The 25,218-nt window shown below is 63.8% G+C and carries 24 protein-coding genes; 13 read left to right on the top strand and 11 right to left on the bottom strand.

The window, feature by feature from the left end; translation table 11 throughout:
- Nucleotides 1-80: 80 nt before the first annotated feature.
- The gene (locus O6W96_RS13635; protein ID WP_353470075.1) at nucleotides 81-740 is read right to left on the bottom strand and encodes a hypothetical protein; all 660 of its coding nucleotides are present in this window, start codon (nucleotides 738-740) and stop codon (nucleotides 81-83) included.
- Nucleotides 741-1,001: 261 nt separating this feature from the next.
- Between O6W96_RS13635 and O6W96_RS13630 the strand changes: the two genes are divergently transcribed.
- Nucleotides 1,002-4,061, top strand: a complete 3,060-nt coding sequence (locus tag O6W96_RS13630) for a TonB-dependent receptor (RefSeq protein ID WP_353470074.1) — start codon at nucleotides 1,002-1,004, stop codon at nucleotides 4,059-4,061.
- A gap of 93 nt (nucleotides 4,062-4,154) precedes the next feature.
- Here O6W96_RS13630 and O6W96_RS13625 read toward each other — a convergent pair whose 3' ends face one another.
- Nucleotides 4,155-4,316 (bottom strand): hypothetical protein, encoded by a 162-nt coding sequence (locus tag O6W96_RS13625; protein WP_353470073.1) that lies wholly within the window; start codon nucleotides 4,314-4,316, stop codon nucleotides 4,155-4,157.
- A 575-nt stretch (nucleotides 4,317-4,891) separates the two neighbouring features.
- Between O6W96_RS13625 and O6W96_RS13620 the strand changes: the two genes are divergently transcribed.
- From O6W96_RS13620 to O6W96_RS13605, 4 genes are read left to right on the top strand one after another with little or no spacing between them, the layout of a single operon-like run.
- Entirely contained in the window at nucleotides 4,892-5,575 is a 684-nt protein-coding gene (locus tag O6W96_RS13620; RefSeq protein WP_353470072.1) for an ImuA family protein, read from the top strand.
- The gene (locus tag O6W96_RS13615; RefSeq protein WP_353470071.1) at nucleotides 5,490-7,292 is read left to right on the top strand and encodes a Y-family DNA polymerase; all 1,803 of its coding nucleotides are present in this window, start codon (nucleotides 5,490-5,492) and stop codon (nucleotides 7,290-7,292) included. Before O6W96_RS13620 ends, O6W96_RS13615 begins: the two co-directional genes overlap by 86 nt.
- The gene (locus tag O6W96_RS13610; RefSeq protein WP_353470070.1) at nucleotides 7,292-10,555 is read left to right on the top strand and encodes an error-prone DNA polymerase; all 3,264 of its coding nucleotides are present in this window, start codon (nucleotides 7,292-7,294) and stop codon (nucleotides 10,553-10,555) included. Before O6W96_RS13615 ends, O6W96_RS13610 begins: the two co-directional genes overlap by 1 nt.
- A gap of 9 nt (nucleotides 10,556-10,564) precedes the next feature.
- The gene (locus O6W96_RS13605) at nucleotides 10,565-10,837 is read left to right on the top strand and encodes a hypothetical protein (protein WP_353470069.1); all 273 of its coding nucleotides are present in this window, start codon (nucleotides 10,565-10,567) and stop codon (nucleotides 10,835-10,837) included.
- A gap of 81 nt (nucleotides 10,838-10,918) precedes the next feature.
- Here the strand turns inward: O6W96_RS13605 and O6W96_RS13600 are convergent, their stop codons facing one another.
- The 6 genes from O6W96_RS13600 to O6W96_RS13575 form a co-directional block, all read right to left on the bottom strand.
- Nucleotides 10,919-11,176: a hypothetical protein gene (locus O6W96_RS13600; protein WP_353470068.1), complete on the bottom strand. Its 258-nt coding sequence runs from the start codon at nucleotides 11,174-11,176 to the stop codon at nucleotides 10,919-10,921.
- A 73-nt stretch (nucleotides 11,177-11,249) separates the two neighbouring features.
- Entirely contained in the window at nucleotides 11,250-11,864 is a 615-nt protein-coding gene (locus O6W96_RS13595; protein ID WP_353470067.1) for a 3'-5' exonuclease, read from the bottom strand.
- A complete protein-coding gene (locus O6W96_RS13590) occupies nucleotides 11,827-11,952 on the bottom strand; it encodes a DUF3606 domain-containing protein (RefSeq protein ID WP_353470066.1) in 126 nt (41 codons plus the stop codon). The genes O6W96_RS13595 and O6W96_RS13590 overlap by 38 nt, the downstream gene beginning before the upstream one ends.
- A 141-nt stretch (nucleotides 11,953-12,093) precedes the next feature.
- Nucleotides 12,094-13,518 carry an MFS transporter gene (locus O6W96_RS13585; protein ID WP_353470065.1) on the bottom strand — a complete coding sequence of 475 codons (1,425 nt, stop codon included), beginning with the start codon at nucleotides 13,516-13,518 and terminating at the stop codon, nucleotides 12,094-12,096.
- Nucleotides 13,494-14,057, bottom strand: a complete 564-nt coding sequence (locus tag O6W96_RS13580) for a DNA-3-methyladenine glycosylase I (protein WP_353470064.1) — start codon at nucleotides 14,055-14,057, stop codon at nucleotides 13,494-13,496. The genes O6W96_RS13585 and O6W96_RS13580 overlap by 25 nt, the downstream gene beginning before the upstream one ends.
- 121 nt (nucleotides 14,058-14,178) lie before the next feature.
- Nucleotides 14,179-14,472: a hypothetical protein gene (locus O6W96_RS13575; RefSeq protein WP_353470063.1), complete on the bottom strand. Its 294-nt coding sequence runs from the start codon at nucleotides 14,470-14,472 to the stop codon at nucleotides 14,179-14,181.
- A 191-nt stretch (nucleotides 14,473-14,663) separates the two neighbouring features.
- Between O6W96_RS13575 and O6W96_RS13570 the strand changes: the two genes are divergently transcribed.
- Both O6W96_RS13570 and O6W96_RS13565 read left to right on the top strand, forming a co-directional pair.
- Complete coding sequence (locus O6W96_RS13570; protein ID WP_353470062.1) at nucleotides 14,664-14,882, top strand: hypothetical protein; 219 nt, start codon at nucleotides 14,664-14,666, stop codon at nucleotides 14,880-14,882.
- A 466-nt stretch (nucleotides 14,883-15,348) separates the two neighbouring features.
- Nucleotides 15,349-16,569 carry a hypothetical protein gene (locus O6W96_RS13565; protein WP_353470061.1) on the top strand — a complete coding sequence of 407 codons (1,221 nt, stop codon included), beginning with the start codon at nucleotides 15,349-15,351 and terminating at the stop codon, nucleotides 16,567-16,569.
- A gap of 132 nt (nucleotides 16,570-16,701) precedes the next feature.
- Here the strand turns inward: O6W96_RS13565 and O6W96_RS13560 are convergent, their stop codons facing one another.
- The gene (locus tag O6W96_RS13560; RefSeq protein WP_353470060.1) at nucleotides 16,702-17,376 is read right to left on the bottom strand and encodes a hypothetical protein; all 675 of its coding nucleotides are present in this window, start codon (nucleotides 17,374-17,376) and stop codon (nucleotides 16,702-16,704) included.
- A 562-nt stretch (nucleotides 17,377-17,938) separates the two neighbouring features.
- Here O6W96_RS13560 and O6W96_RS13555 point away from each other — a divergent pair.
- From O6W96_RS13555 to queC, 6 genes are all read left to right on the top strand, one after another.
- Nucleotides 17,939-18,856 (top strand): hypothetical protein, encoded by a 918-nt coding sequence (locus O6W96_RS13555; RefSeq protein ID WP_353470059.1) that lies wholly within the window; start codon nucleotides 17,939-17,941, stop codon nucleotides 18,854-18,856.
- Nucleotides 18,857-18,935: 79 nt separating this feature from the next.
- A complete protein-coding gene (gene dpdA, locus O6W96_RS13550) occupies nucleotides 18,936-20,216 on the top strand; it encodes a tRNA-guanine transglycosylase DpdA (protein ID WP_353470297.1) in 1,281 nt (426 codons plus the stop codon).
- Nucleotides 20,213-21,307 carry a DGQHR domain-containing protein DpdB gene (dbpB, locus tag O6W96_RS13545; RefSeq protein ID WP_353470058.1) on the top strand — a complete coding sequence of 365 codons (1,095 nt, stop codon included), beginning with the start codon at nucleotides 20,213-20,215 and terminating at the stop codon, nucleotides 21,305-21,307. The genes dpdA and dbpB overlap by 4 nt, the downstream gene beginning before the upstream one ends.
- A gap of 4 nt (nucleotides 21,308-21,311) precedes the next feature.
- Entirely contained in the window at nucleotides 21,312-21,947 is a 636-nt protein-coding gene (queE, locus tag O6W96_RS13540; RefSeq protein ID WP_353470057.1) for a 7-carboxy-7-deazaguanine synthase, read from the top strand.
- Nucleotides 21,947-22,309 carry a 6-pyruvoyl trahydropterin synthase family protein gene (locus O6W96_RS13535; protein ID WP_353470056.1) on the top strand — a complete coding sequence of 121 codons (363 nt, stop codon included), beginning with the start codon at nucleotides 21,947-21,949 and terminating at the stop codon, nucleotides 22,307-22,309. The genes queE and O6W96_RS13535 overlap by 1 nt, the downstream gene beginning before the upstream one ends.
- Nucleotide 22,310: 1 nt before the next feature.
- Nucleotides 22,311-23,042, top strand: coding sequence for a 7-cyano-7-deazaguanine synthase QueC (queC, locus tag O6W96_RS13530; RefSeq protein WP_353470055.1), 732 nt, complete (start codon nucleotides 22,311-22,313; stop codon nucleotides 23,040-23,042).
- On the opposite strand, the gene O6W96_RS13525 is transcribed toward queC, so the two are convergent.
- Together O6W96_RS13525 and O6W96_RS13520 are read right to left on the bottom strand one after the other, a co-directional pair.
- Complete coding sequence (locus tag O6W96_RS13525) at nucleotides 23,039-24,190, bottom strand: DGQHR domain-containing protein (protein ID WP_353470053.1); 1,152 nt, start codon at nucleotides 24,188-24,190, stop codon at nucleotides 23,039-23,041. The two genes, queC and O6W96_RS13525, sit on opposite strands and share 4 nt — an antisense overlap.
- On the bottom strand, nucleotides 24,183-25,010 hold the full coding sequence (locus tag O6W96_RS13520; protein WP_353470052.1) for an HNH endonuclease: 828 nt from the start codon (nucleotides 25,008-25,010) through the stop codon (nucleotides 24,183-24,185). The genes O6W96_RS13525 and O6W96_RS13520 overlap by 8 nt, the downstream gene beginning before the upstream one ends.
- Nucleotides 25,011-25,218: the final 208 nt, after the last annotated feature.

Here is a 25,218-nt window from a genome sequence, read left to right as displayed (position 1 = left end):
AATAACGCATGACCGTCTGCGAAACCGGCCTCGGCGCCCATATCCCTGCACACCTCCGCAGCGGCGATGGACGGTGGCCGTCAGCGGCGCAGGGTGGCCATCATCACCCGCTCCGTCTCGAACTCGATCTCGAGACTCCGGTCATGCGGTCGCGCGTTCTCCACATGGCCGCCCGGACCGCAATGGGCGATCAAGGTGCGGCCCGCGACCTCGCGAGCGACCTCGATACCGGCATCACGCTGGATCAGCCTCATCGCCATATCGACGCCGTGAGTCTCGATCGCCGACGTCCATATGGATTTGTCCACGAGCACGTCGGTCCTCGTGCTGCTGTCGACCGATGGGAACCGGCGGCGGAATTCAGCCGTATCCGAGTGATGGGTCACCACGCGGCGGTCGTCCAGGAGGCCGAGTTCGGCAAGGGCGAAGGTGCCTTCCGACGACGCCGCAACCCGGCGCGCGGCCCAGCATGCCTCGAACAGGTCATCGGCAACGTTCGACCAGAGACATGCCGAGGCGCAGGCATGAGTGAGGAAAAGCGTATCCATGTAGCACTGCGCGAGAGGGCGGGTGAGCAGTTCGACTCCGTTGGTGGCCTTGAGCGTCCCCCCTTCGTGCGACAGCAGCCGGCAGGCGTAGCGCCGTTCTGCCAGTACCGCATTCGCAGTCTCGAATATGGAAAGGGCCTGAAGACCCGACACGTCCCAGCCCGCGTCTACGAAGAAGCCAATCAGTTGCATGGTATGGACCCTCCGTGATTGGGCGATGCTGCCTAGGGTGCACGTTAGTCGGAGCGCGACGTCGGGGTGAGGTCGTAAATCCCCCCAATCCAGCCGGATGAAATCACGTAGGCCTCCCGCAGCCCATCGTCGACAAGGCGCGACCATGACGGCCGCTGCTTCGCCCGGCTGGTCAATGCGGGTTCCGTCTGGGTGGCATTCAGGATATCACCTAGCCAACTTCGATCTTTGCACCCCGGATCGGCCGACAAGGATACCCTCATGGGCAGAATCGCTTGTCAGATACTGATCGCGTCGGCGTTCACCCAGGCCATGATGACGGCGGCAGTGGCTGCACCCGCGGATGACCGGCCTTCACCCGTACCCTCCAGGTTCGACATCGAGGAGCAGGACCTTTCGAAGGCTCTCAATCGCGCCGCCCAAATCGGCGGGGTCAATCTCCTGTTCGACCGGGCGCGGCTGGCTGGCCGCAGATCCAGACGCCTGAACGCGACCACCACGCCCCGGAAGGCGTTTGCCGCACTGCTCCGAGGAAGCGATATCAAGGTACGGCAAGTAGGTGAGAAGACGTTCGTCCTCATCGCTCAAGCCGCCCGGCCCGATGTCGTCGTGAACGCGCCGGTTCCGGAGATCGTCGTGTTAGGGCGGCGATCGAACAACGTCGACATCGCTCGGCTTGCCAACGATATTCAACCCTATCGCGTCGTTACGTCGCATGACATCGAGAACGATCAGCCTACCTCATCTGAACAACTGCTACGCGATCTCCTACCCAGCAACGACCTGGCCGCCACCGCGCGTCAGGCACCGGTCGCACAGCAAGGCCGTGTGCAGTCCCAAGTCGACCTTCGCGGGCTCGGGACTTTCCAGACGCTCATCCTCGTGGATGGCCGGCGGCTTCCCAGCGCCCCGGCTTCACAGGATTTCCTGCAGCCCGACATCAATGGTCTCCCGCCTGAGGCCATCGAAAGGATAGAGACGCTCGGCGGTACGGCGGGAGGGATATACGGTCCTGGCGCTACCGGTGGCGTGGTCAACATCGTATTGAAGCGGGATTTCCCGTCCCCCTGGTTCAAAGTCGCGACCGGCATCAACAGCCGTGGAGACGGCGCCGAGCGTAGGTTGGCGGGTGGCTTCTCCAAGGATCTCGGCGGAGGGGCGACGCACATCTCGGTCCTGGGGAGTTTGACCAAGGACCAGGGTCTCAATTTCGGCGACCGAGGGTTCGTGTCCCGCGCACGGGCACTCCAGGCGGAAAGGGGCGGATCCCTTCCGCCCTACAGTCCAGCCTTGAACATCACGTCGCTCGGCGGTGGACCACTATCATTGAACAGCCTCCTCGGCGGGACCGCGCTTGGATCGAGCTTCACCACCTCACCCATCGGGTCCTTGGGCACCGGCGGCACCGATACGCGCGCGCTCCTTGCCGGCGCGGGTCATTACGACCTTCGACTGAGCCCCGATGGGGAAGGCGCGGAACAGAACCTGCTCACTCCCTTCACGACCTCATCCGTGATCGCCAGCGTGCGTCAGAAGGTCGGGTCCCATTTCGAGCTGTTTAGCGATTACCTGCGTACGGAGGACGTTGGTACGGCGGTCGGTCCGGGTCCGGCCACGGCGGGGTTCATTCTCGATCCCGGCATGGCCGGCAACCCTTTCGCTCAGACAATATTGGTAACGTTCCCGACACCGGGTGTGATCGGCGCCGGCCGCTATCGCTCGACGACCAGCCGCGCCACCATTGGTGTCATCATTCGTCTGCCTCGCTCCTGGGCAGCCGAACTCGACGGTTCGGTTGGACGAAGTACAGTAAGGCAGACCTTCCCCAACCCGTCTGCCTTTCAAGTCGTGGACCTGTTTTCGACAGACGAACCCGTTGCCGGGCTCGCTACGCTTACCGCCAACAGTCGGATACGTCGCGACATCGCCAACAAGTTCACCGATGCAGCGCTTCGCGTCGCAGGTCCTTTAATGACTTTGTCCGGAGGTCCGCTGTCGCTCACACTCACGGCGGAACGCCGCCATGAACACACGCCAAGAGCCCAGGCAGATCCCCCTGACACCAGCGAAGGCTTCCTCTACAGTTCCGCAGATCACCGGATCTCCGTGACCTCCGGTGCCGCCGAAGCACGTTTGCCGCTAGTCTCCGAGGACGCACCCTTCGCCGCTCTGCGCGGCCTTGAACTGCAACTGGCCGTTCGCGGCGACCTGTACCGCATAGCGGAGCCAGAGTACGTAACTCTCGACGAGCAAAACGCGCCTGCCGCCATCGCTCACTACTCAGCCGTGACGTACACGGTGGGGGCCAGAGTACGTCCCACCCGTGGCGTCCTTCTGCGAGGCAGCCTTGCGACCGGGATCCTGCCACCTTCGCCTGGCCTGGTCGTTCCTCGAAAGTCCAGCTTTGACTTCCAACCGTTTCCCGACCCGAAGCGGCCAAACGCCCCTATCGACTTTCAGTCGCCCGTGACGTTCCTTGACTCCGGCTCAAGGGATCTGCGTCCGGAGCGCGCTCGGACACTCTCCGCGGGAATCGTATTGGAGCCGAAGATCGTGCCCGGTTTGCGGGCTTCGATCGACTTCACCCGTATTACGAAGAGCCACGAGATCACCGACTTCGCGGCGAACAACTATCCATACTTCATCGCGCACGAAGCCCAGTATCCAGACCGGATCGGACGCGCCGCATTGACCGCGCAGGATATGGCGCTCGGTTACACTGGTGGCGTCATCAATTACATAGATACCTCCCCGCTGAACGTTGGGCGTACCAAAGAGAATGCGCTCGACGCCGACCTTGAATACTCGGCAAGGCTGCGCCCCGGTCTTCTCCGCATGCACGCCGGTGCGACGTGGATTCCGGCCCTGCGTCGTCGTGGTGATCCCGATGTGCCCTATGATCAGCTTTCCGGACATGTTGACGGGCCAATGCGTTGGAAGGCCGTCGCCAGCGCCGACCTGCAGAAGGGCAGGTTGAGCGGCGCCCTTACCGGTCTCCTCTACGGATCGTCCCATGTGACGTTCGGTCAGACGTCATACCTGAATGGATTAGTGAATGCGGAGAGGATCAAGGAGCAGGGCGCATCGACGATAGGATCTCAGTTCTACCTCGACGCCTCTTTGAGCTATCGCGCCCAGACCGGCAGCGGTGCCGAGATCAAACTGCAGTTCGGAATCAAGAACCTCCTGGGCCAGATGCCTCCGCTCGTCATCCCGACTCTGCAGACCGGGAGTTTCAACGCGGGCTACGTCGTTGGATACAGCACCTATGGGGATCCAAGTGGTCGCAGGTTCCAGTTCTCCGCCACGACGAACTTCTAAGCTGCTGCCGTGAAGAACCTGGTCTGCAAGCCCCCGCCGCGGCGATGAGCATCGCGGTCATATCGAACGCGGATCCGGGGTCGCTCCCCGTCCCTACGTCAGCGAGGATTTCCGCTTGGGTGCCTCCTCTCCCTCTGTGCTGGGCGTGTCCTTGTTGAGCGTGTCGCTCGGTCGACGGGCATCTCCGTCATTCTGGTGCTCGGTCGACAGGTTCGGCTTCTCGGTTTCAGTCGTCGGCTTCATCGGATCGGTCATCGTCGCTCTCCTCCAGTGAGAAACCGCCCTTGGCGAACGCCGTTCCATGTGATCAGCGGCACCGCCGACGCCGCTACACGCTAAAGCTGGTGGCACTAATCGCACCGTCATTCCGACCGGATGGCGGCTCGCGCCTTGCCGACTTCCTCGCCGTCGCAACAGGCGAGGTGACGGACAAAGATCGAACGGCGCCCTTGGTGGCCCCCCAAAGCCCACCTGAACGGCAACTACCGAACGACGCCCAGGGGCGAAATGCGTGGTGGACGCCGCCGTACCTGGTGGCGTCGTACAGCCACGTCCGACTCAACCGCGATCCGTCCGTCCTGTCACGTTCGTGGCGCGTTCGGCGTGCGTCGGCAACGAACATATCCGACGATTCGATAACGTCTGAGCCGCTCCGATCCGGAACTGATCGCGAGACTGGCCATCCAGCACGTTGACGAACATTCGATAAAGTTGGAACATAGAGGGAACAAGCGAGTCGTCGAGCCATGAATGTCCAGCCTGCAACCCCTGACCGAATCGCCGAGCTTCGAGCCGCCGTCTCGGGTCAAGGGTCGCCCCACCTGCGTCCCATGGCAGCGTTCGGCATAGACTGGATGGACGACCATCTCGCCGACGGGGGGTTGAGTACCTCATCCCTCCACGATGCGACTGCCGCCTCTTCTTCACTAGCGGACGACGCAGCGACGACGCTGTTCATCGCGGGTATCGTCGCCCGGCTGGCCGCCGGCGGAAGTGGGACCGTCCTGTGGACGGTGACGCGATTCGACCTCTACGCTCCGGGACTGGAACAGGCCGGACTGGCGCCTGCCACCGCAATCTTCGCCCAGGGTCGGGATGACGACGAGGTCCTGGCTCTCATGGAGGACGGCCTTCGCCACGGGGGCCTTGCCGCGGTCGTCGGGGAGGTACGACGCGCGTCGATGACTGCCACGAGGCGACTGCAACTGGCTGCGGCCGAAGGCAGGACGCCGGCCTTCCTGCTGCGGCGTCGGCGGCGACGCGACGCCTGCCCCCTATCGGAGCCGTCGGCAGCGACCACACGCTGGCGGATCGGCTGTGCACCTTCAGCCCGTCTGCCCGCAGCGGGCGTCGGGCGGGCGCGCTGGAACGTCGAACTCGTCCGCCAGCGCAACGGTGCGCCATTCTCACTCATGCTGGAGGCCAGCGATGCGACGGGTCGCCTCGCTCTACCTGCCGGCCCTCGCGATCGAGCGGCTTCGGCAGACGGAGCCGACATTCGTGCCGCGGCCTGAGCCGTGCGCGCCGGTCCAGTTGCCCATCGACGACGACCCCGGTGACTGCTCGGTCCCGCGCGGCGGTGGCTGGCGTCCCGGCGCGCGCTGGGCACGCGACGGGGCTCGTCCGGCACAAGTGGCCGTCCAGGAGGTTGCGACTTCGCCTGCACACCGTCAGCCGGCGGCGCGCGAGCTCGGCCGCCGCTCGGAGGCCGCGGAACATCTATTCAAGGCGATGCGTCCCGATGAAGGGTCCCCACGGGCGAGCAACCGCCTCGGCGCGGTGCCGACATCGAAGGATCATCGCCCCATCGTCCTGATCGCACCCGTCGGCCGGCAGATGGAGGTCACTGCCGCGTCGCCGGCGGCGGTGGCACTCGGCCTTACGCCGGGAATGGCAGCGACCCAGGCCCGTGCGCTCGTACCGGATCTGGATGTCCGTCCCGCCGATGCTGCCGGCGATGCGCGCGCGTTGCGGGATCTGGCAATCTACGCAGTCCGTCGCTGGACGCCGACGGCAGCCGTGTCGGGCGACGACGGCATATGGCTCGACCTCTCGGGGACGACGCACCTGTTCGGCGGCGAACGCCGTTTCTGCGAACGTGTCGTGCGGTTGATGGCCCGGCTGGGCTATACCGCCCGCATCGCCGTCGCCGGCACGCCCGGGACCGCTCATGCGCGAGCGCGATACGGTAGCCAGCCAGTGGATATCATCGCCGCGGGCGGGGAGGCGCAGGCCATCGCGCCGCTCCCGCTCGCGGCGTTGAGGCTGGATCCGGGTGCGCTGACGGCAGCCGCACGATTCGGACTCGATCGTGTCACCGATCTGCTGCCCATGCCACGTGGACCGCTTGCGCGGCGGCTTGGCGCGGCGACGGTTGAAAGGCTCGATCAGGCGCTTGGCCGGGTCGCCGAACCGATCGTGCCGGTGCTCCTCCACGAGATGCAGGTAGCGGAGCGACGTCTGCTCGAGCCGATCCTGACCGCCGAACCCATCGCTCGGGTCATCAAGGACCTGTTGGACGACCTGATGCAGCGCTGCCGGGAGATCGGTCATGGCGTTCGAGCGCTACGTCTGGTCTGCCAGAAGGTCGATGGCGGCGACCAATTGGTCGCGGTCGGCACCTCCAGTGCGACCCGCGACGGGGCGCACCTTCTGCGCCTGATTTCGCTCCGGATCGATCGCATCGATCCCGGGCTCGGCATCGAAGTGATGCGGCTCGAAGCGGTGCGCACCGAACGCCTCGACTCCACGGCGATGGCGCTCACCTTGGACGACGACGCACGCATGGACGTCGCGACGTTGGTCGACCAACTCGCGGGGCGCGTCGGGTCGGCGGCGCTCTTCAGGATCGGCGCGCTGGAAAGCGATGTTCCCGAGAGGGCGGTCGAACAGGTCGGTCCCCTCATGTCGCCGGCCGGATGGCCGGCATGGACGCGCCCGATCCGCCTTCTCGCCCGTCCCGAACCGCTGCACGACGTGCTCGCGTTGCTGCCGGACCATCCACCGCGCCGCTTCGCATGGAGGGGGGATCGGCACATCGTCGTTGCCGGGGACGGCCCGGAGCGCATCCACGGCGAATGGTGGGTCCGCAGCGGCGAGGTCTGGGCGGTGCGGGACTATTTCCGCGTGGAGGACGAGACGGGAGCACGCTTCTGGATATTCCGACGAGGCGACGGGGTGGATGGCGATACCGGCGACCTCTCCTGGTACATGCACGGGCTGTTCGGCTGATGGCGTCGTATGTCGAGCTTCAGGTGACGACGCACTTCAGCTTCCTGCGCGGCGCATCCAGCCCGGAGGAACTGTTCGCGGTCGCGGCACTCCACGGATACCCGGCGATGGGTGTGGCAGATCTCGGCACGGTCGCCGGCATCGTACGCGCATGGGACGGCCAGAAGGCGACCGGCGTCCGGTTGATCGCCGGGACCCGGGTCGTGCTCGACGACGGGCGATCGCTGCTGCTCTACCCGACGGACAAGCCAGCCTGGTCCCGGCTCACGCGTATGCTAACGATCGGCAAGAGCCGCGCCGGCAAGGGCGGTTGCCACCTCTCCTGGGCGGATATCGTCGCGCATGCCGACGGCCTGGTAGCCATCCTGCTGCCGGACTCGGCCGGCGAGCGTCTAGCCGCCGACCTCCGGGAGCTCCGACGGGTGTTCGGACGAGACGCCTACATGGCATTGTCGTTCCGCCGTCGGCCCGGCGATGCAATGCGGCTATATGACCTGAACGAAGCGGCAAAGGCGGCCGGCGTCCGCAGCGTCGCGACCGGAGACGTGCTGTATCATGCACCCGGGCACCGACTGCTGCAGGACGTCGTCACCGCCATCCGCGAGAAATGCACCGTGGATACGCTCGGCTACCGGCGCGAGCGGCACTCCGACCGCCATCTCAAACGCCCGGAGGAGATGGAGCGGCGGTTCGCCGAGTTCCCGGATGCGATCGCGGCGACCGTCGATATCGCGAGACGCTGCACGTTCGATCTGGGCGAACTGACCTACAGGTACCCGGACGAGACCGTGATCGAGGGGCTGACGGCGCAGCAGGCGCTCGAGCGCCTCACGTTCGACGCGGCGGCGCGCGTGTTCCCGGATGGCGTGCCGTCGGCCTACTCCGACCAGATCGCGCATGAACTGCGGCTGATCGGCGAGCTGAGCTACGCTCCGTACTTCCTCACCGTGAACGCGATCGTCGCCGAGGCGAGGCGTCGCGGCATCCTGTGCCAGGGGCGGGGATCGGCAGCGAACAGCTGCGTCTGCTTCATGCTCGGCATCACCTCGATCGACCCCATCAAGCACGAGCTGCTTTTCGAGCGGTTCGTCAGTGGTGAGCGCAAGGAGCCGCCCGACATCGACGTCGACTTCGAACACGAGCGGCGCGAGGAGATCATACAGTGGATCTACGAGACGTACGGACGGCAGCGTGCGGCGCTCACGGCCGTGGTGATCCGTTTCCGCGCACGCGCCGCGATCCGGGAGGTCGGCAAGGCGCTCGGGCTCACGGAGGATTTGACGAAGGCGTTGTCGGGGCTGGTCTGGGGATGGTCGGCCGAGGGCGTCGGGGAGAAGCAGGCCAAGGAACTGAGCCTCAACCTCGACGACCGGCGCCTTCGACTCGCCCTTGATCTCGCGAGCAAGCTGATCGGCACGCCGCGCCATCTCGGACAGCATCCCGGCGGCTTCGTGCTGACGCACGACCGGCTTGACGATCTGGTCCCGATCGTACCCGCGAGCATGGCGGATCGTCAGACCATCGAATGGGACAAGGACGACATCGACCTCCTGAAGTTCATGAAGGTCGACGTCCTCGGCCTCGGCATGCTCGGATGCATGAACCGCGCGTTCAACATGCTCGACGAGGCAAAGGGGATCCGCGTCGGGATGGCCGATCTCCAGGACGACGATCAGGCGGTCTTCGGCATGATCCAGAAGGCCGATACGCTCGGCGTCTTCCAGATCGAGAGCCGTGCGCAGATGTCGATGCTGCCGCGATTGAAGCCCAAATGCTTCTACGATCTCACCATCCAGATCGCGATCGTCCGCCCCGGGCCGATCCAGGGCGACATGGTCCATCCGTACCTTCGCCGGCGCGAAGGGCTGGAAAGGCCCGAATACCCTCGACCGGAGCTCCGTGCCGTCCTCGAAAAGACGCTGGGCGTCCCGCTGTTCCAGGAACAGGCGATGAAGGTGGCGATCGTCGGTGCCGGGTTCACGCCGGTCGAGGCCGATCAGCTCCGCCGCGCGATGGCGACCTTCAAGGTGACGGGGGGCGTCAGCCACTTCTACGACAAGCTGGTCGAAGGCATGGTCGAGCGCGGCTATCCGCGCGACTTCGCCGAGCGCACGTTCAAGCAGATCGAGGGGTTCGGCAGCTACGGCTTCCCGGAGAGCCACGCCGCCAGCTTCGCCAAGATCTGCTGGGTGAGCTGCTGGATGAAGCATCACCATCCCGACGTGTTCTGCGCGTCGCTCATGAACGCGCAGCCCATGGGGTTCTACGCTCCCGCGCAGATCGTCCGTGACGCGCGCGCGCACGGCGTCGAGGTCCGCCCGGTCTGCATCAACGCCAGCCGCTGGGACTGCACGCTCGAGCATTCGCGCGGGCGATGGCTGGCCGTCCGCCTGGGCCTGCGGCAGGCGCGTGGACTAGCGAACGTGCACGGCGCAGCCATCGTGTCCGCGCGCGGCGACGTGCCGTTCGGTTCGGTGGAGGAGGTGTGGCGTCGCGCCGGCGTACCGCGCGCGGCGATCGAGCGGCTCGCCGAAGCCGACGCGTTCCACTCGCTCGGCGAGGACCGGCGGCAGGGCCTGTGGAAGGTGAAGGGGCTCGGCGAGGCGCCGCTTCCGCTTTTCGCCGCAGCCGACGCGCGGGAGGACCTGTTCAGTTCGGAAGGCGTGGAGCCGGACGTGGCGCTCGCGCCGATGACCGACGGTCGCGAGGTCGTCGAGGACTATCGATCGCTGCAGTTGTCGCTGCGCGCGCATCCGGTGACCTTCCTGCGCGCCGACCTGCGTCGCCGTGGCATCGTCGCATGCGGCGACTTGGCGAACATCCGCGACGGGCGGCACGTCGAAGTGGCTGGCATCGTCCTCGTCCGTCAGAAGCCCGGTTCGGCCAAGGGCATCCTGTTCATCACGATCGAGGACGAGACCGGGATCGCGAACGGCATCCTCTGGCCAGACCGGTTCGAGGCCCAGCGCCGCACCGTCATGTCCGCGGCCATGATCGGGATGAAGGGCAGGGTGCAGAAGGAAGGCGACGTCATCCACATCATCTGCGACCGGATCATCGATCATACCTCCCTGCTTGGACAGGTTGGGCAGATGACGTTCCCCCATCAGACAGGGAGGGGCGACGGCGCCAACCATCCCGGATCGCCCGACCGTGGTGACGCAGGGTGGAAACCGGCGGCGCGAGACATGTGCTGGCCGCCACAACTCAGCGTCGTCGAACCGCGGGACAGTCTGCGCGTGCAGACCCGCGACTTTCGCTAGGCGACCGACGTGTCGCGCCATCATCGGATCGTCATCGACCTCTCGTTGCGGATACTGCGCGGAGCCATGTCACGCTCGGGTGGCGCACGCGTCGACACGATCGAGGTGCGACTGGCGCTCCGCTGCCTCATCGCGCACTGCCCTGAGCGCTGGCCTCTCGACCTGTTCTGGAGCGCGGCGGCGACCGAGCACGACATCGGACGTGCGCAAGGCTGCACCGCAGCGTTCAACGGCATCACACGGCAACTACGCCGGTCCGGCCGCTATCCGGACGGTGAGTGACGGGAATGCCCTGCCAGCAACTGTCGCACGGAGCCGGACATCCATACGCGCCGCGGTGCTCGCATCGCGAGCGGCCTGGCTTCATCCCTTATCGAGTGCCGCGTACCATTCCGCGTACGGCGTGTTGGGCGCCATCCGCCTGTTGTAGTCCGGGCTGCCGTCTTCCCACCATACCGGTCCGCGCTCCCCGAGCGCGACCTTGGCCATGCCGACGGCCTCATGGGCGACATCCTCCGCGTTCGCATCGTTGCTGCGCCTCGCCGCGGCGACCGCCCGGCGTGCGTCCATCAATTGCGTGACAAGGGTCTCACGCGCCTCGGCGGTCAGATGGGGGTTCAACGTACGCCAAACCAGCCGCGCACGACGAGATAGCGGCCGTCCGGAGTCGTCGGCGACGGAGATCTGTCCATGCTCACACGATTGCGGCGCGACGTCTGGAGGCTTCGTCCCGTACGGCCACCCAGCGGTGCCTCTCCTCTTCCGCATCGGGAAGGGCGCGATGTGCAGGAACACCGAGACGATCCGGCACGCCCGCCTGAAGAATGACGTCCTCGATCTCCGCGTCGAGATCGTCTGGTGGTACGGCTCCCGTGAGCAGGTCCCTCACGGCCTCACGCCGGGCCGCCTTCGTGTTCCGCAGGCGGAGCAGGTGCCGCGGAAGACCGGCGGCGCGAAGGAGCGCACTAAGCCACTTGCCGTCCCAACTCGGAGCCGACGCCAGCAGGTCGTGGCCTTCCAGTGCCTCTACCAGGCGATTGGCGACCACGTCGTGCGCCGTGCCGTCGCGCTCGAGCGTGAAGCGGGGGATGCCGTGGATCCGTTCGGCGGCGACGTCCCAGTCGCACCAGCCGGGCGCCGGCCTGATCAAGTACGATTCGGACCTACCGTCCTCGAACACCCAGGCGACTTCGATCGGAAATCCACGCTTTGCGAGCGACGAGGCTTCGAAGTCCATGAAGACCAGCATGCCGAACCCCGATACTGCCGGTTCAGGCCCCGAGGTGACGTCCCACGGCAGCGGCGCCATTGCCCACCGCCTTCACGGCCGCCCGCAATTCGTCGGCCGTGACGCCGAACTTCTTCGTCCAGTAGGCCACCTCGTAGTCCTCGCTCAACGAGATCTTCGATGCGTCCTACGGAGAGCGGAGCGTCTTGTCGTCTGCCATGTCGTCAAACTCCTGATTGGTAGTCTGACAACGACCGCAATTCCGATTGGATGCGTTCAAGGGTGAACGATGCCGATCGCGCCAACTGCCTCAGGCCTTCAGTGTGATGAAGGCGATCATGCCTGCCGTCATCGCGGAGATCGCCGCCGCCGCTGCCGCGACATGGAAGACGCTGGTCAACTGCGCGGTCGGTGCGGCGATGACGGCACCGGCCAACGCGGTCGCGACCAACCCGCCGGTGCGTGCGATCGCGCTGTTGAAGCCCGACGCGGTGCCGGTGTGCCGTTCATCGACGGAGGAGAGCACGGCCGTGGTAAGCGGCGCTACCGCACCCGCCATTCCAAGAGCGATGATGGCCATCCCCGGCATCACGCTCGTCCAGTAGCTGGCACTTGGATCGGTGCGGATGAGGAGCGCAAACCCAGCCCCGGTGACGAGCGACCCGATCGTAAGCGGCCAGCGTGGCCCGGCCCTTTCACTCAGTCGCCCGGCAAAGCGTGATGCGGCGCCGATCACGACCGAGAACGGCAGCAGTGCGAAGCCGGCCTGGGTCGGACTGTACCCGCCGCCGACAATGAGGAGATACGGAAGCAGCATCAGCAGGCCGCCAAGCGCCCCGTACAGGAGCAGCGTGAAGAGTGTGAGACCGAGGAAGGGCCGCGAGGCGAACAGTGCAAGCGGCATCATCGCACGATCCCGCAGGCGATGCTCCTGGTACAGGAACGCGAGCATCAGGACGGTTCCTGCAATCAACCCGACCCACGTCATCGTCGAGGCGGCGTGATGGCTGGACCAAAGCGTTAGCGCCCAGGTCAGCGAGCCCAGCGCAAGCGTTGCCAGCGCAGCACCCACCCAGTCGAGCGGCTGCGTCCCCTCCTGGCTCTCCATCACGTAACGCAAGGTCACAATCACCGCGACGGCCGCAACCGGTAGGTTGATGTAGAAGATCGCGCGCCACCCGACGCTGTCCACCAGCCATCCGCCGAGCGGTGGCCCGACGGCGCTCGCGATCGCGCCAGCCGCGGCCCAGGTGCCGACGGCGCGTCCGCGCGCCTCGCCCGAAAAGGAGCCGCCAAGGATGCCAAGACTGTTCGGCATGAGGATCGCGGCGCCGATGCCCTGGATGCCGCGGGAGGCGAGCAGGACGGTGAGGTTCGGCGCCAGTGCGCAGCCGACCGATGCGGCGGCGAAGAGCATGATGCCGACCACGAGCATCCGCCTGCGTCCGAAATGGTCCCCCACCGCCCCGCCGAGAAGGATCAGCGCGGAGAGCGGCAGCAGATAGGCGTTGATGACCCATGGCAGTTCGGCTCCACCGCCACCGAGGTCCCTGCCGATCGCCGGAAGTGCGACGTTCGTCACGGACCCGTCGATGAACGCAAGACTCGAGGCGAGCATCGTGGCAGCGACGGTCCAGCCCGGATGACGAACGGAACCGACCGGTTCCGTCGGGGACTGCCCGCCTCCGCTCGCCTCGTGCGCCGCGGGCGTCATGCCACCTGTCGTCGAAAGCATTGCGCCTCGTGGTCGTCAACGAGGCCACAGGCCTGCATCCATGCATAGACGATCACGGGACCGACGAACTTGAACCCGCGCTTCTTCAGCGCGACGGATAGCGCTTCGGATGCCGCCGACCGGACGAGTGCCTTGTGACCATCGCCGATGATCGGCGCACCGCCGACGAAGCCCCACGCGAATTGCGAGAAATCCTCGCCCGAGGCGCTCATCGCGAGATAGGCACGGGCGTTGCCGATGGTCGCCTCGATCTTTGCCCTGGAACGCACGATCCCGCTGTCCGTGAGCAGGGAGGACACCCTGGCCTCGTCGAAGTCGGCCACCTGTTCGGGATCGAAACCTGAAAACGCCAGCCGGAACGCGTCGCGCTTGCGAAGGATCGTGATCCACGCGAGCCCCGCCTGGAAGCCGTCCAGCATCAACTTTTCCCACAACGCGCGCGGGTCATGCTCCGGCACGCCCCATTCCGCGTCGTGATAGAATGCGAGCAGCGGGTCGTTCTGCGCCCAGCGACAGCGAGAGGGAGCTACCGGGGCCACGCCATCCGCCCGACAGGGAGGGAGTAGGGATACATGTCTGCGGAGGGATGCCCCCTTTGATGGGACGTGTCGATGCCACGGCGCCAGCGCCGGATGCGCCCTGACCCGTGCCGAAGACCGTTCAATGCATCTCTACGTCTGCCTCGGTCAGAAGGATGGGCGGTTCCCCACCCAGACGTCTGACGAACTCCCGCTGGGCGATTCGGTGGATGTCGCTCTCGAACTCGATGAAAACCTCCAGGGCGGTGTCCGCATCGACGATCTCGAGGTCCGGGCTCAGCAGTTCGGCAAGCGCGGCGCTCGTGATCAGAAACTCGACCTCGCCAAGGTCGGTCGTTCCCACGAAGCCGACGCTCTCTCGCTCGTAAACCCAGTGATAGTCGCCGAGTTCGAAACGCACGCTGCGATCGGACATCTGTCCCTCTCCGTAAGTAGTCTGACGTAGCGCCATCCCGTGGCCTGCCAAGAGTACATAGCGCAAAGGCATCGCCTCTGCAGCACGAAGCGCAGCGAGCCTATCAGCACAATGGACTGCATGCGCCCGGCTCAGGTGGAGAACGTGGCCGTCGTGCGTTGTGCACGAAACGAATACCCAAGGAGAAGACGATGCGCTTCGTTCAGATCGAGATGATTCCCGCGGGAAAGGCGCTGGTCGACATCGACAAGATGACCCACGCAGTCGCGCAGGACGAAGGTGCCCGCCTCTTCCTCGGAGCGAACCATATCGACGTCCCGCATACACTTGCCGAGTTGGAGAACGTGCTCGCTGGTCGCGAGCGCGGCGATGACGGTCAGGAAAGCCGGGCGGGGTTCGGCGTCCGATAGGACCCCCGGTAAAGCGTTCACGCCTACGCTGGAGACGTCACCATCGCGTGCGGAGGCAATGGATCTCCCGATCCGTGCCTTGCCAGTTCGCTTGTCGCAAGGTGTAGCGCCTGCTCGAGATGAGTCGCCGCCAAGGTCAGCCCCGAAGCATCGAGAAGCAGCAGGGCGTCCCGCATCAAGGCCGACGCGCGCGCCACGGAATCTTGTTCGGTTTCGTGCGACATCCGATCGGTCTGCAAGCCGCTGTTCCAAATCTAAAGTGAATTCCACGTCATGGTCAGCGAACGCTGCCAGGTTCGCAGTCAGGCGGGGCGCCTTTCAACGTCGGATCGCCTGACACGGAGCTGCTTTATGACGCATTGCGCAGGACCGGTTCTCGGGCCTTGCTGGTGTAATCCTAAAGCCAAATGCACCATGCGGTATGTAGCAACGTCATCGAGCCACGAACTGTTCTGGAGACAAGGATTTGAATCGCACCCTGAACGTTCACGTCCGCAAGGACACCTGGCCCGCCAAGGGAAAGCTCCCTGCGTTCCCGGCCACCTTCCATAAAGGTCTTGCAAACTACGATCTGAACATACCGGCCATGCTCCTATTCCTAGGGTACCTGACGACGCCGACGTCTTCGACCGGCGTATCCCTCAGTGAGTTCTGGGCCTGGGTCCGCTACTTCGCCGCCGTCACCTCCGACTCAGACATGCGCCTGACCCGCAATTTCGCGGATCTGGATGCGCATCAGAAGACGATCCTGAGCGACGATTTCGGCATGGGCGTGCCGATGCTGTGGCTTAGCGAGCGGCTGTCGCTCGATCGCGTGTGCGACGGGCGATACTTCATGCAGAGGTTCGCTGCGGACGTCGACGCCACCGCCAATCGGACGGCCAAGCGCGGGCCCAACAAGACTCCAGACTTCGTTGGACGCGACACGAACGGGGTGTGGCACGTCGTCGAGTGCAAGGGGACCCAGTCGGGGCACGATTACTCACGAAACCAACTTGGAGATCCGTGGCCTTTGGCAACCGGCGGGGTAGCGCAGAAGCGCTCCATCGTCTTCCCGCGCGGACACGTCGGACAGCGCCTCGTATGCGGCCTTTCGATAGGCGTGCAGCAGGGTAAGTTTCCAAGCCTCTTGACGGTAATCGACCCTGAGCCTGAAGAACCGTTCAAGATAGCGGCCAGGCAAATGGAGGCTGCGGACGATGCGGTGACGCGTGGAGTCATGTCGAAAGCGCTGAGGCTGGCTGGTTTCGAGACTACTGCGGAGGCCACAGCGTCCCCGCTCGGGAGATTCCCGTACTCCGTACGTCAGCAGTCCAAGCGGTCCGAGGAAATTCGCAGGGAAGGGGTCGAGGAGCGCGACTTCCGTGCGCGCGAGGAACTCGACCTCGCTGCCGGGGAGGCGACGGTATTCGCGGGCGACGGCGGCTACCGAGGGCGGGAACGGGTCTTCGAGCTACCCCGACCGATTCAGATCGATGACGGGCCCGTCCGCCGCGTGATCGTACGGCAGGGCGTCAGTGCTCGAGTTCTCTCGTACCTTCGCGCGCGCCCCACAATCGAAGAACCATTGAGCCAGGCGGATGCCGACTGGACCGAGGCTGTAGGACGGAACGTGGTGAAGGGGGACGAGCGCTCGGCGTCCATGACGATCGGCTCGCTATTTCGATCGGAACTGTTCCTCGACTAGTTCTCTCCTCAGCACCCTCCTGCCGTGAGATGCATTTAAACATCCGCTCAAGCGTTTCGGATCGTTGGTGGATTATACCTCAAACTGAGCCGGTCACTCCATCAATCGAGTATCGCTGACAAGTCGGTCTCGTCACGCGCTGCGTTCCGATAAACTTAGCTCGCCAGTCCTGGCCTCGTCCTTCGACTTGGTCCATTCTTTCTTCAGAAGTTCTTGGACTTTGCATTCTATGGTTTCGATATGACCGTCGATCCGCACCTGTTCGCCTTCGACCAGTGCATCGCGGAGAGACTTCAACGCCGCCAGAATCTGCTGATCCAGGAGATCGGCCGGCTTCAGACTGGGATTAAGGCGAAGCCGCACCTCCACCCGGACGCGATCGAAGCGGGCCAGGTCTTGACGGGTAGGGCTTGCAGGCATCGAGCGAGCGATCAAGACCAGTCGCGACACCTTGGTGCGCATTTCCGACCGCCAGGTCGCGCGCTCGGTGGTGACCGTTCCGACGAGGAGATTTCTGCGAGCCACACCGACCGTGGACCGATACAGCAATCGAGCGGCCACCAGGACGCCGACCAACGCGATCGCGGGCGCAAGCGCCGTCGCGAGGGGTTGTAGTGCGACATCGGGTAGCCAAGACAGGACCGTGCCTGCTCGCGCTGCCAAGACAGGATGCGCCGTGACAGCCATTCTACCGAACTTTCCGTAAGATTTTCGCGAGAAGCGTAGCGAACAAGAGCACAGCACGTCGCTGCCCGACAAGAGCGGCATATCTTCCGACGGGATGTACCGCTGACGATCGAGCGTCATGAGCATGGACGCGTCGGATGCCCGGCATCGCGGATGGCCGGTTCATGCCTCGGTCGAGGGCGGAAGGCGCGTTCCCATTCGCGACTGATCCCGGCGGACGCCGTGACGGTCGGGGCCGCGATGACCGCGTCCCTTTACGACTGGATGAGCGTTCGGAGTTTCGGTTCTGGTCACCTGGAAAGGCGACGACGGCATCATGGCATGACCGGTGCGGATACGTTGGGTCGCCATTCTGCCGCGCATTGGTCCGCGTGGTCGTCGGTCCGGACTCGGGTCGTCGGACGGACCTGCAGAGCGCCTGGTCACCCGAGTGATCGCGACCTCCGACGGCCCGCCCGCCGTAGGGCCGCAGTTCGATCGGTTTAAACCGACCCGTGCGGTTCCTGGGTGAACCATATCGCACCCGCCGGTCGAACCGACGCATCCATCCGGGAACGCAATTGGCGTATTGACGAGATTCGCTTCCGCCTGTAGCTGTTCGACGGACCCAAGAGCATCTCGTCGCTACGGCAGGACGTGCAGGCCAAGGCTAGTTAAACGACTTTATTTGAAGGGAAAACTGATGAGCAGCGCTGGTCCAGCAGCCATCGTCGTACCTTGCGCCAGCCGGAAACGCGTAACGCCGCATGCGAGCGCTAGAGCGCTTTCCCTGTCTCGTTCCAGCCAGTCCGCGCTGGAAGATGCGTGGATCGAGCGCCTGAGCGGCCTGCCCCATCAAATGCCTGCGAAGCAGTTGTACATGGGACGGGGCTTCGCGCTGGGCGCCAGCGCCGCGACCTCAAGTGGAGCTCGCCTCTATGTGATCTCCGCCGGCCTCGGCCTCGTGGACGCGGACCGCTCCGTGCCAAGCTACGGCGTGACCGTAGGCCCACACGGCGCAGATGCCATCCGCGCCAGATCGATCGACGCGTTCGATCCGCAAAGCTGGTGGACCGCGGTGCGGTCGAGCGCATTCTCCATCGACTGGACAGAGGCGTTCAGCGGCGAGGGGCCCGTACTGATCGCTCTCACGCGCGCATACGCGGAGATGATCCTGGGCGACCTCATCGCGCTGCCAGACGCCCACAAGGAACGTCTGCGCCTCTTCGGCCTGGCCCTTCCAGCAATACTTCCTTCGGACCTGGCGCAGAGCGTGATGCCGTACGACGAGCGCCTGGACAGGATCCTACGCGGCACCCGAACGGATTTCGCGCAGCGCGCGCTAAGCCATTTCGCCGAGAAGGTTCAGTGCGGCGACCGACGCGATGATCGTGAACGGGTGCTGTCGATCCTCAGGCGGCACCGGCATCCCGACAGGATAGACCGTCCGCGAATGACAGACGCCGACATCGTCGCCGCGATCTCCAAACACCTTCGGACGGAAAAGGGCATCGGCCGGATCCTCCGCAGACTGAGAGACGTCGACGGCGTCGCCTGCGAACAGCGTCGGTTCACCAGACTGTATCACCAAGCCGCTGCCTTGCAGGGCCTTTCAACATGATCCCGACCGACCAGAACAACTTTGCGCGGCGTCCGCCCACCGGACCCTGCGCCCACCGGAGCATCGCACTTTGAAATTTGTGTTCGCCGACAGTCTGGACTTCGTCGATCCCGCCTATGACTTCGTGGCGGATCGGAACGGTGCCGGCCGCGTCGTTCACAGGGACGACGAGTTCCCCCACGAGTTTCTCGATGACGTGCCCTACGACGGCATACTCGTTTCCCGAGGGATCGTGGGCGGCGGACAGATAGGCGGGAAGTACACGGAGGCGCAGGGCATGCGGTTCCGGCGGGAAGGCGCGCGCAAATTCCTGCGCTACCCCCTGGAGCGGTTTCCAGACAGCATGATGATGGGCGATTGCGGAGCCTTCACGTATCGAAACATGGCGGAGCCTCCGTACCGGGCGAGCGATACGGTCGAGTTCTATGCCGACGGAGGCTTCACCCACGGCTGCTCACCCGACCATCTGATCTTCGACTTCGACGCCGCCGGCACAGACAGGGCGATGGCGGACGTGCCGCCGGAGGTTCGCGCGAGATACGAAGTGACCTTGGAGTATGCTGCCGAGTTCAAGGCGGATGCGAAACGCCTGGGCCCCGGCTTCACGCCCATGGGCGTCATCCAGGGCTGGTCCGCTTCCAGCATGGCGGACTCCGCTGCATCGCTGGCAAAGATGGGATACGACTATCTCGCTGTCGGCGGCACCGTGCCGCTCAAGATCGACAACCTCTGCCGAGCCTTGGCAGCCATACGCGGCGCCATTCCGCCGCACGTGAAGCTGCACGTGCTCGGCTTCGGCAAGATCGAGCATCTGGCCAACATCGAGAAGCACGGCGTGGCGAGTTTCGACACGACGTCGCCACTCGTGCGGGCGTTCAAGGACGCACGAAAGAACTACTGGGTCAGAAGCGATACGGGCGAGCTCGACTACTACACCGCCATCAGGATCCCGCAGGCGACCGAGAACAATCGCCTGAAGGTCAAGGCGATGAAGGGAAGCGTGAACCAGGAGCAGATCAAACTGCTTGAAGGGCTGGCGCTCGACGCGGTTCGCGGTCTGGCAGCGCAATCCACCTGCCTGGAGACCGCGCTGGATGCCGTAATGGCATACTGGGACCAGCTGAACTGGGCGGACGAACCATCCGCCGTGCAGCGAGGGATCGCGCTGGCCCGGCAACGCGGCATCTACCATCGCACGCTCCAGGATAGGCCATGGGAGACTTGCAACTGTCGGGTCTGCCGGGAGGGCGGGGTCGAGACGCTGATCTTCAGAAATTCAAATCGCAACAAACGTCGCGGCATGCACAACCTGCATGTCTTCCACTCGCATCTCAAAGATTTCCGGGCACAGCCAGCATGACCAACACTCTCGAATTCAACGTCGTCCTACCGCGACAGAGTGTGGAGACCAGGGTCTTCACGTTCGCCGCGCGCGCATCGGACATCGCGAAGTTCGCTCAGGTGCAGCGCGCCGGCCGGGACGAGGCAGGCACGCTTCTCGGTTTCCAGCGTCCTCAGATCGCCAACCACATCCGCGAAATCCGTGACTACCTCGTCAAGCCGAACGCCATCCTCCCGAATCCGATCGTGGTCGCCTTCACCAGCGGGGCAACGCTCGCGCCCCTGACCCTCGAGGATGGCACGAGTTCCGGGCTGGGCAGACTGACGATCGATCTGGACGCCAAGGAACCAGGGTTGATCGTCGACGGCCAACAGCGCTTCACGGCCCTCTCCGAAATTCCTGGATCGGATTTCGAGGTCCTCGTGTCGGGTTTCCTGTGTGAAGGCATGGAGGAACTGCAGAAGCAGTTCATCCTGATCAACAACACCCGTCCGCTTCCCAAGGCGCTGGTATACGAACTCCTACCACAGGTGAGTGACCTGCCCTACCGCATGTCCAGCCGAAGTCAGGCGGCGTTGCTCACGGAAGCGCTGAACTACGGGTCGTCGTCCTCGCTCCGCGCGCTGATCCGACAGCAGACGAACCCCAAGGGCATCATCCGCGACACGGTGCTCCAGCGCGTCATCATGAACTCGATCACCGACGGCGCCCTGCGCCTCTATGCGAACGACGACAAACTGCTGCTGGATCGGGGGGCCACCATCATCAGCGAGTTCTTCCACGCAGTCCGGCACGTGTTCGCGTCCGACTGGGACGGCAAGAACCCCAAGACGTCGCGTCTCCTCCACGGAGCCGGCATCGTCGCGATGGGGTACGTGATGGAGGAACTCCATTCCTCGGAGGGTGCCGAGGACCGAGAGTCGTTCGCACGCGGGCTTAGCCTCCTGAAGGGCCGCACCGCCTGGAGCGAGGGGGAATGGAAGTTCGACAGCGAGGTGAGACGCTGGAACGGGCTGCAGAACGTGCCCGCCGACGTGCGGCAGCTTTCGATGTACCTGGTCAAGGAACTGAAGCGTGCGCAGGTCCGCCGAGACGTAAAGGCAGCATGACCCCATGACGTACTCAGTCAAGGAGATCTTCTACACCCTGCAGGGCGAGGGCCGAAACGCCGGCCGTGCGGCCGTGTTCTGCCGGTTCGCAGGCTGCAACCTGTGGTCCGGCCGCGAAAAGGACCGCAGTTCAGCCGTCTGCACCTTCTGCGATACCGACTTCGTCGGCGTGGACGGCGGCGGCGGGGGCCGGTTCACAACACCGGCCGACCTCGCGCGCGCGATCGCCAATGCCTGGGCAGGTGGTAGTGGTGGCCGACGTCTCGTCGTCCTGACGGGCGGGGAACCGCTGCTCCAGGTCGACGAGCCCCTGATCGAAGCACTGCATGAAGAACGCTTCGAGGTCGCAGTGGAGACGAACGGAACCATCGCGCCGCCGGCGGGCATCGACTGGTTGTGCGTAAGCCCGAAGACCGCGCCCCCGTTCGCAACGACCCGCGGCGACGAACTGAAGCTCGTCTATCCCCATCCCACGCTGTCACCGAGGGACGTGGAGCACCTGGCCTTCGACCACCTGATGCTTCAGCCTCTGGACGGCCCGAGGGGCGAGCGGAACACCGCCGCGGCCGTCGAATACTGCATGGCGAACCCAGCGTGGAGGCTCACCCTTCAAACCCACAAGCACCTCGGGATCCAGTGATGTTCGAACTCAGCAAACAGTTCCGCTTCGACGCTGCGCACACGCTTCAGCGCGATATCGATGCCGACTCGAGTCGCCGCATCCACGGCCATTCGTACCGGGCGGAAGTCATCGTGCGCGGTCCAGCGGACCCGGTGACCGGGATGGTCATCGATCTGGGACACTTCGAACGCGCGCTCGAGGGCGCACGATACGATCTCGACCATCGATTCCTGGATGAAGTCGGCGGTCTTGGTCCTGCCACGCTGGAGAATCTCTCGGCCTGGGTCTGGCGCAAACTTGAGAACGATTGTCCCGGTCTTGCGCGGGTCTCCGTCTACCGGGACTCGAGCGGCGACGCCTGCAGCTATTTCGGAGGTTAGAATGCTCGACGACAAGACTGCGCTGGTCCTGTTCTCCGGTGGCCAGGATTCCACGACCTGCCTCGCCTGGGCACTCGATCGGTACGATCGCGTAGAGACCGTCGGGTTCGACTATGGTCAGAGGCACCGCGTCGAACTCGACGTCAGGCCGACCGTGCTTGCGAGGATCCGCAGCGAGTACCCAGATTGGGCCGGTCGGCTAGGCGACGACCACATGATCGACATGAAGGTACTCGGTGAGATCAGTGAGACGGCCCTCACAAAGGACGTCGGAATATCGATGCAGGAGAACGGACTGCCGAACACGTTCGTACCCGGCCGCAACCTGATATTCCTCACGTTCGCGGCCGCGGTGGCGTATCGCCGCGGAGCGAAGCATCTCGTGACCGGCGTCTGCGAGACCGACTATTCCGGCTACCCCGACTGCCGGGACGATACCATCAAGGCGATGCAGGTCGCGCTCAACCTCGGCATGGAGACGCGGTTCGTCCTGCACACGCCCCTCATGTGGATCGACAAGGCGGAGACATGGCTGCTCGCAGAGAAGCTCGGAGGCGAGCGGTTCGTCGAGATCGTCCGGGACGACACCCACACCTGCTATCAGGGCGACCACGAGCACCATCACCCGTGGGGATACGGATGTGATGCCTGTCCCGCATGCGAGCTTAGAGCAGTCGGATACGCCAAATACATTAATCAACGAACGAGCAGAACTGGTTCGGCGTTAACTTAATCTCCCAGGATAGCAGGTCCCGCCGCGTGAAGTTGGTCCTCAAGCCAAGAGCGGTCGATCATTTGAACGCCTTGGTACCAAGGTTCCTTATTGTTCATATTGTAGGATATGGTCTCAAGGGCTTTCATGACCTGATCGCGACCGGCTCTCGTGTCGTAACTCGTACTCGACCATTTCGCTGAAAAGAATTCGGGCGTAAGGGTGGACAGTACATGCCCTGTGTTGACACTCACGTCTTCCGGATCTCCTACGTTGATTGGGGTCCTTGGATTTAGCGCCCAACTACGAAGATTTTCACAGATGTATTGAGTGAGACAGATCAGCCCGACCTTCTCAAGAAGGTGAGTGTCTTTATTGAACACGTTTTCCCACTCGACCTTCACCTTGTTCCACATTGCAAAGAGGAACGCGTTCAAAGTATCGGCATCTTCAAGTTCCCGAAAGCCGACGGCCCTGGCGTTCCCTGCCATCGTTTCAATCGCAGACGGCGTAATGATTCGCTCGGCTTTCGGGTTGTTGGGCCATGCGATCATACCCTGAAACGGACTTTCCTCGTCCTCATCCATTACACCAACCGAACTCAAGTTCTCGTTCAGCGACAACCGCGCCGATTCCAACCGACGAGTAAGGAACTCTGCGTCATAGTTGAGAGCCAATGCTCGGATGTGATCTCGCGGAACTCTTGCCGCCTTGTTGTTAATGACCAGGAACTGAAACGCCATCTCGAGGTCGTCTGGATCCAGAATGGCAACGACCGGCGCCGGCATGTCCACGGAGAAACGCTCCATTCCGCGCAGTCGATGCTGGCCGTCAATGATCAGGCCAGGCCGTTGAACACCATCCGCTACCTCGATCACTAGGTCGTGCGCCGCACACCCCGGCCGAGGGGTAAGGACCCCGCCTCGTACGGCGATAACGATCGCCGTGGGAATGGTGTTGAGTACGTCACGATCAAAAAACCGTCGAATACTGGATATACGGCTGGGTACCGGTTCGCGCTGCACCCCGCGTGGGGCGTCGGGTCCGAGACGATCCACATCCGCCCACTTACTTATTTCTCCTACAGGCGCGCTAAACAGGCAAAATGTCGGCGCCTGCCCATTGGAGCGCTGGTCGATCTGAAATGCCGGGTAGGTAAAACTAGCCACTGATATTCCAATCCGTCGGTGAACTTTTCGGGGAGTGCACTCTCATGTTGAAGAAATCGATCGAGGAGTCGTCATCGATTACCTCCACACTCTCGCGAGCACCGATTGCCAAAAAGGCAGTCTTGAGAGTGCTGCCGGCCACGTGTGCGTGATCGAAGGCTGCGCGTGTATGCAGCGCCATCTTGACCGCATTTGCCATGATGACTGACGCTCGTGACCACTTCGAGTAGGAGTAGACCTCCGGTTGCAGCCAACACATCTGCCAAACCGCCATATGCTGTTTTGCGCTGTTACAACGTCCGCATGCTGGAAGCATATTCGACAGGACCGTATCACCACCCAAAGATGCCGGCCAAACATGGTCGCCGGTGCGGACTAGCGGGCCAAGTTCATCTTCGTCAGTAAAGTAGAGTCCGCAGCTGTAACAGCGACCCGCCGTTTCAATTGCAGCTGCTTGGGTCATGTTTGGTGGTACGCCGTCCCGCGCACTCATTTCCGCGCATCGGATAGCAAGCCTCGCAAGATCGTCCAGGTCAGCTCCATAGGTCAAATGAGACAGTCCGAGTTGTGCAGCCGCTCTCACACGAAACAGAGCGATCTGATCATCGAGGCGCTCACGCTCTTCTCGAATGTCGACCGCAAGTTTCACTAAACGCATGTGAATGTTCATGACGGTCGAGCCAACATAGAAATCGGCCAAATCATCACTCCTGCCGCAAAGCGACACCCCCAAGCGGTCAACGCTTTCCACCAACAGCGGCAATTCACGATGATATCTTAGCAACTGGAACAGCAGCGCTTCACCGAACGACGATGCCACCCAGGGACTTTCCAAGCCTACTAAGTTTCTCACCGGCCTTGCGAGTCCAGCATGACAACGGAACACGACATCTCTTGGTTCGCCGTGGCCGGACGCGGTATGTCAGTTGCCCTAAGGGTGGTTAGCGACAACATCTGAATGCTCTGCACGTCGAGAGCGCCTGCCGCAACCCGCGGATTGCTCGGATCGGGGTGCGTTCTCGGGAGAT

It is taken from the genome of Sphingomonas faeni, assembly GCF_040407495.1.
GTDB classification, from domain to species: Bacteria; Pseudomonadota; Alphaproteobacteria; order Sphingomonadales; family Sphingomonadaceae; genus Sphingomonas; species Sphingomonas faeni_D.
This window is presented reverse-complemented; position numbering and strand designations above follow the sequence as displayed.

What these genes read in the sequence shown, in the direction of transcription:
- O6W96_RS13635 (WP_353470075.1), bottom strand. Translation starts at nt 740, where the DNA reads ATGCAACTGATTGGCTTCTTCGTAGACGCGGGCTGGGACGTGTCGGGT.
- O6W96_RS13610 (WP_353470070.1), top strand. Translation starts at nt 7,292, where the DNA reads ATGGCGTCGTATGTCGAGCTTCAGGTGACGACGCACTTCAGCTTCCTG.
- O6W96_RS13615 (WP_353470071.1), top strand. Translation starts at nt 5,490, where the DNA reads ATGCGACGGGTCGCCTCGCTCTACCTGCCGGCCCTCGCGATCGAGCGG.
- dbpB (WP_353470058.1), top strand. Translation starts at nt 20,213, where the DNA reads ATGACCAACACTCTCGAATTCAACGTCGTCCTACCGCGACAGAGTGTG.
- O6W96_RS13625 (WP_353470073.1), bottom strand. Translation starts at nt 4,316, where the DNA reads ATGACCGATCCGATGAAGCCGACGACTGAAACCGAGAAGCCGAACCTG.
- O6W96_RS13560 (WP_353470060.1), bottom strand. Translation starts at nt 17,376, where the DNA reads ATGACGCTCGATCGTCAGCGGTACATCCCGTCGGAAGATATGCCGCTC.
- queE (WP_353470057.1), top strand. Translation starts at nt 21,312, where the DNA reads ATGACGTACTCAGTCAAGGAGATCTTCTACACCCTGCAGGGCGAGGGC.
- O6W96_RS13575 (WP_353470063.1), bottom strand. Translation starts at nt 14,472, where the DNA reads ATGTCCGATCGCAGCGTGCGTTTCGAACTCGGCGACTATCACTGGGTT.
- O6W96_RS13620 (WP_353470072.1), top strand. Translation starts at nt 4,892, where the DNA reads ATGGCAGCGTTCGGCATAGACTGGATGGACGACCATCTCGCCGACGGG.
- O6W96_RS13630 (WP_353470074.1), top strand. Translation starts at nt 1,002, where the DNA reads ATGGGCAGAATCGCTTGTCAGATACTGATCGCGTCGGCGTTCACCCAG.
- O6W96_RS13555 (WP_353470059.1), top strand. Translation starts at nt 17,939, where the DNA reads ATGAGCAGCGCTGGTCCAGCAGCCATCGTCGTACCTTGCGCCAGCCGG.
- O6W96_RS13595 (WP_353470067.1), bottom strand. Translation starts at nt 11,864, where the DNA reads ATGGCGCCGCTGCCGTGGGACGTCACCTCGGGGCCTGAACCGGCAGTA.
- O6W96_RS13535 (WP_353470056.1), top strand. Translation starts at nt 21,947, where the DNA reads ATGTTCGAACTCAGCAAACAGTTCCGCTTCGACGCTGCGCACACGCTT.
- O6W96_RS13585 (WP_353470065.1), bottom strand. Translation starts at nt 13,518, where the DNA reads ATGCTTTCGACGACAGGTGGCATGACGCCCGCGGCGCACGAGGCGAGC.
- queC (WP_353470055.1), top strand. Translation starts at nt 22,311, where the DNA reads ATGCTCGACGACAAGACTGCGCTGGTCCTGTTCTCCGGTGGCCAGGAT.
- O6W96_RS13570 (WP_353470062.1), top strand. Translation starts at nt 14,664, where the DNA reads ATGCGCTTCGTTCAGATCGAGATGATTCCCGCGGGAAAGGCGCTGGTC.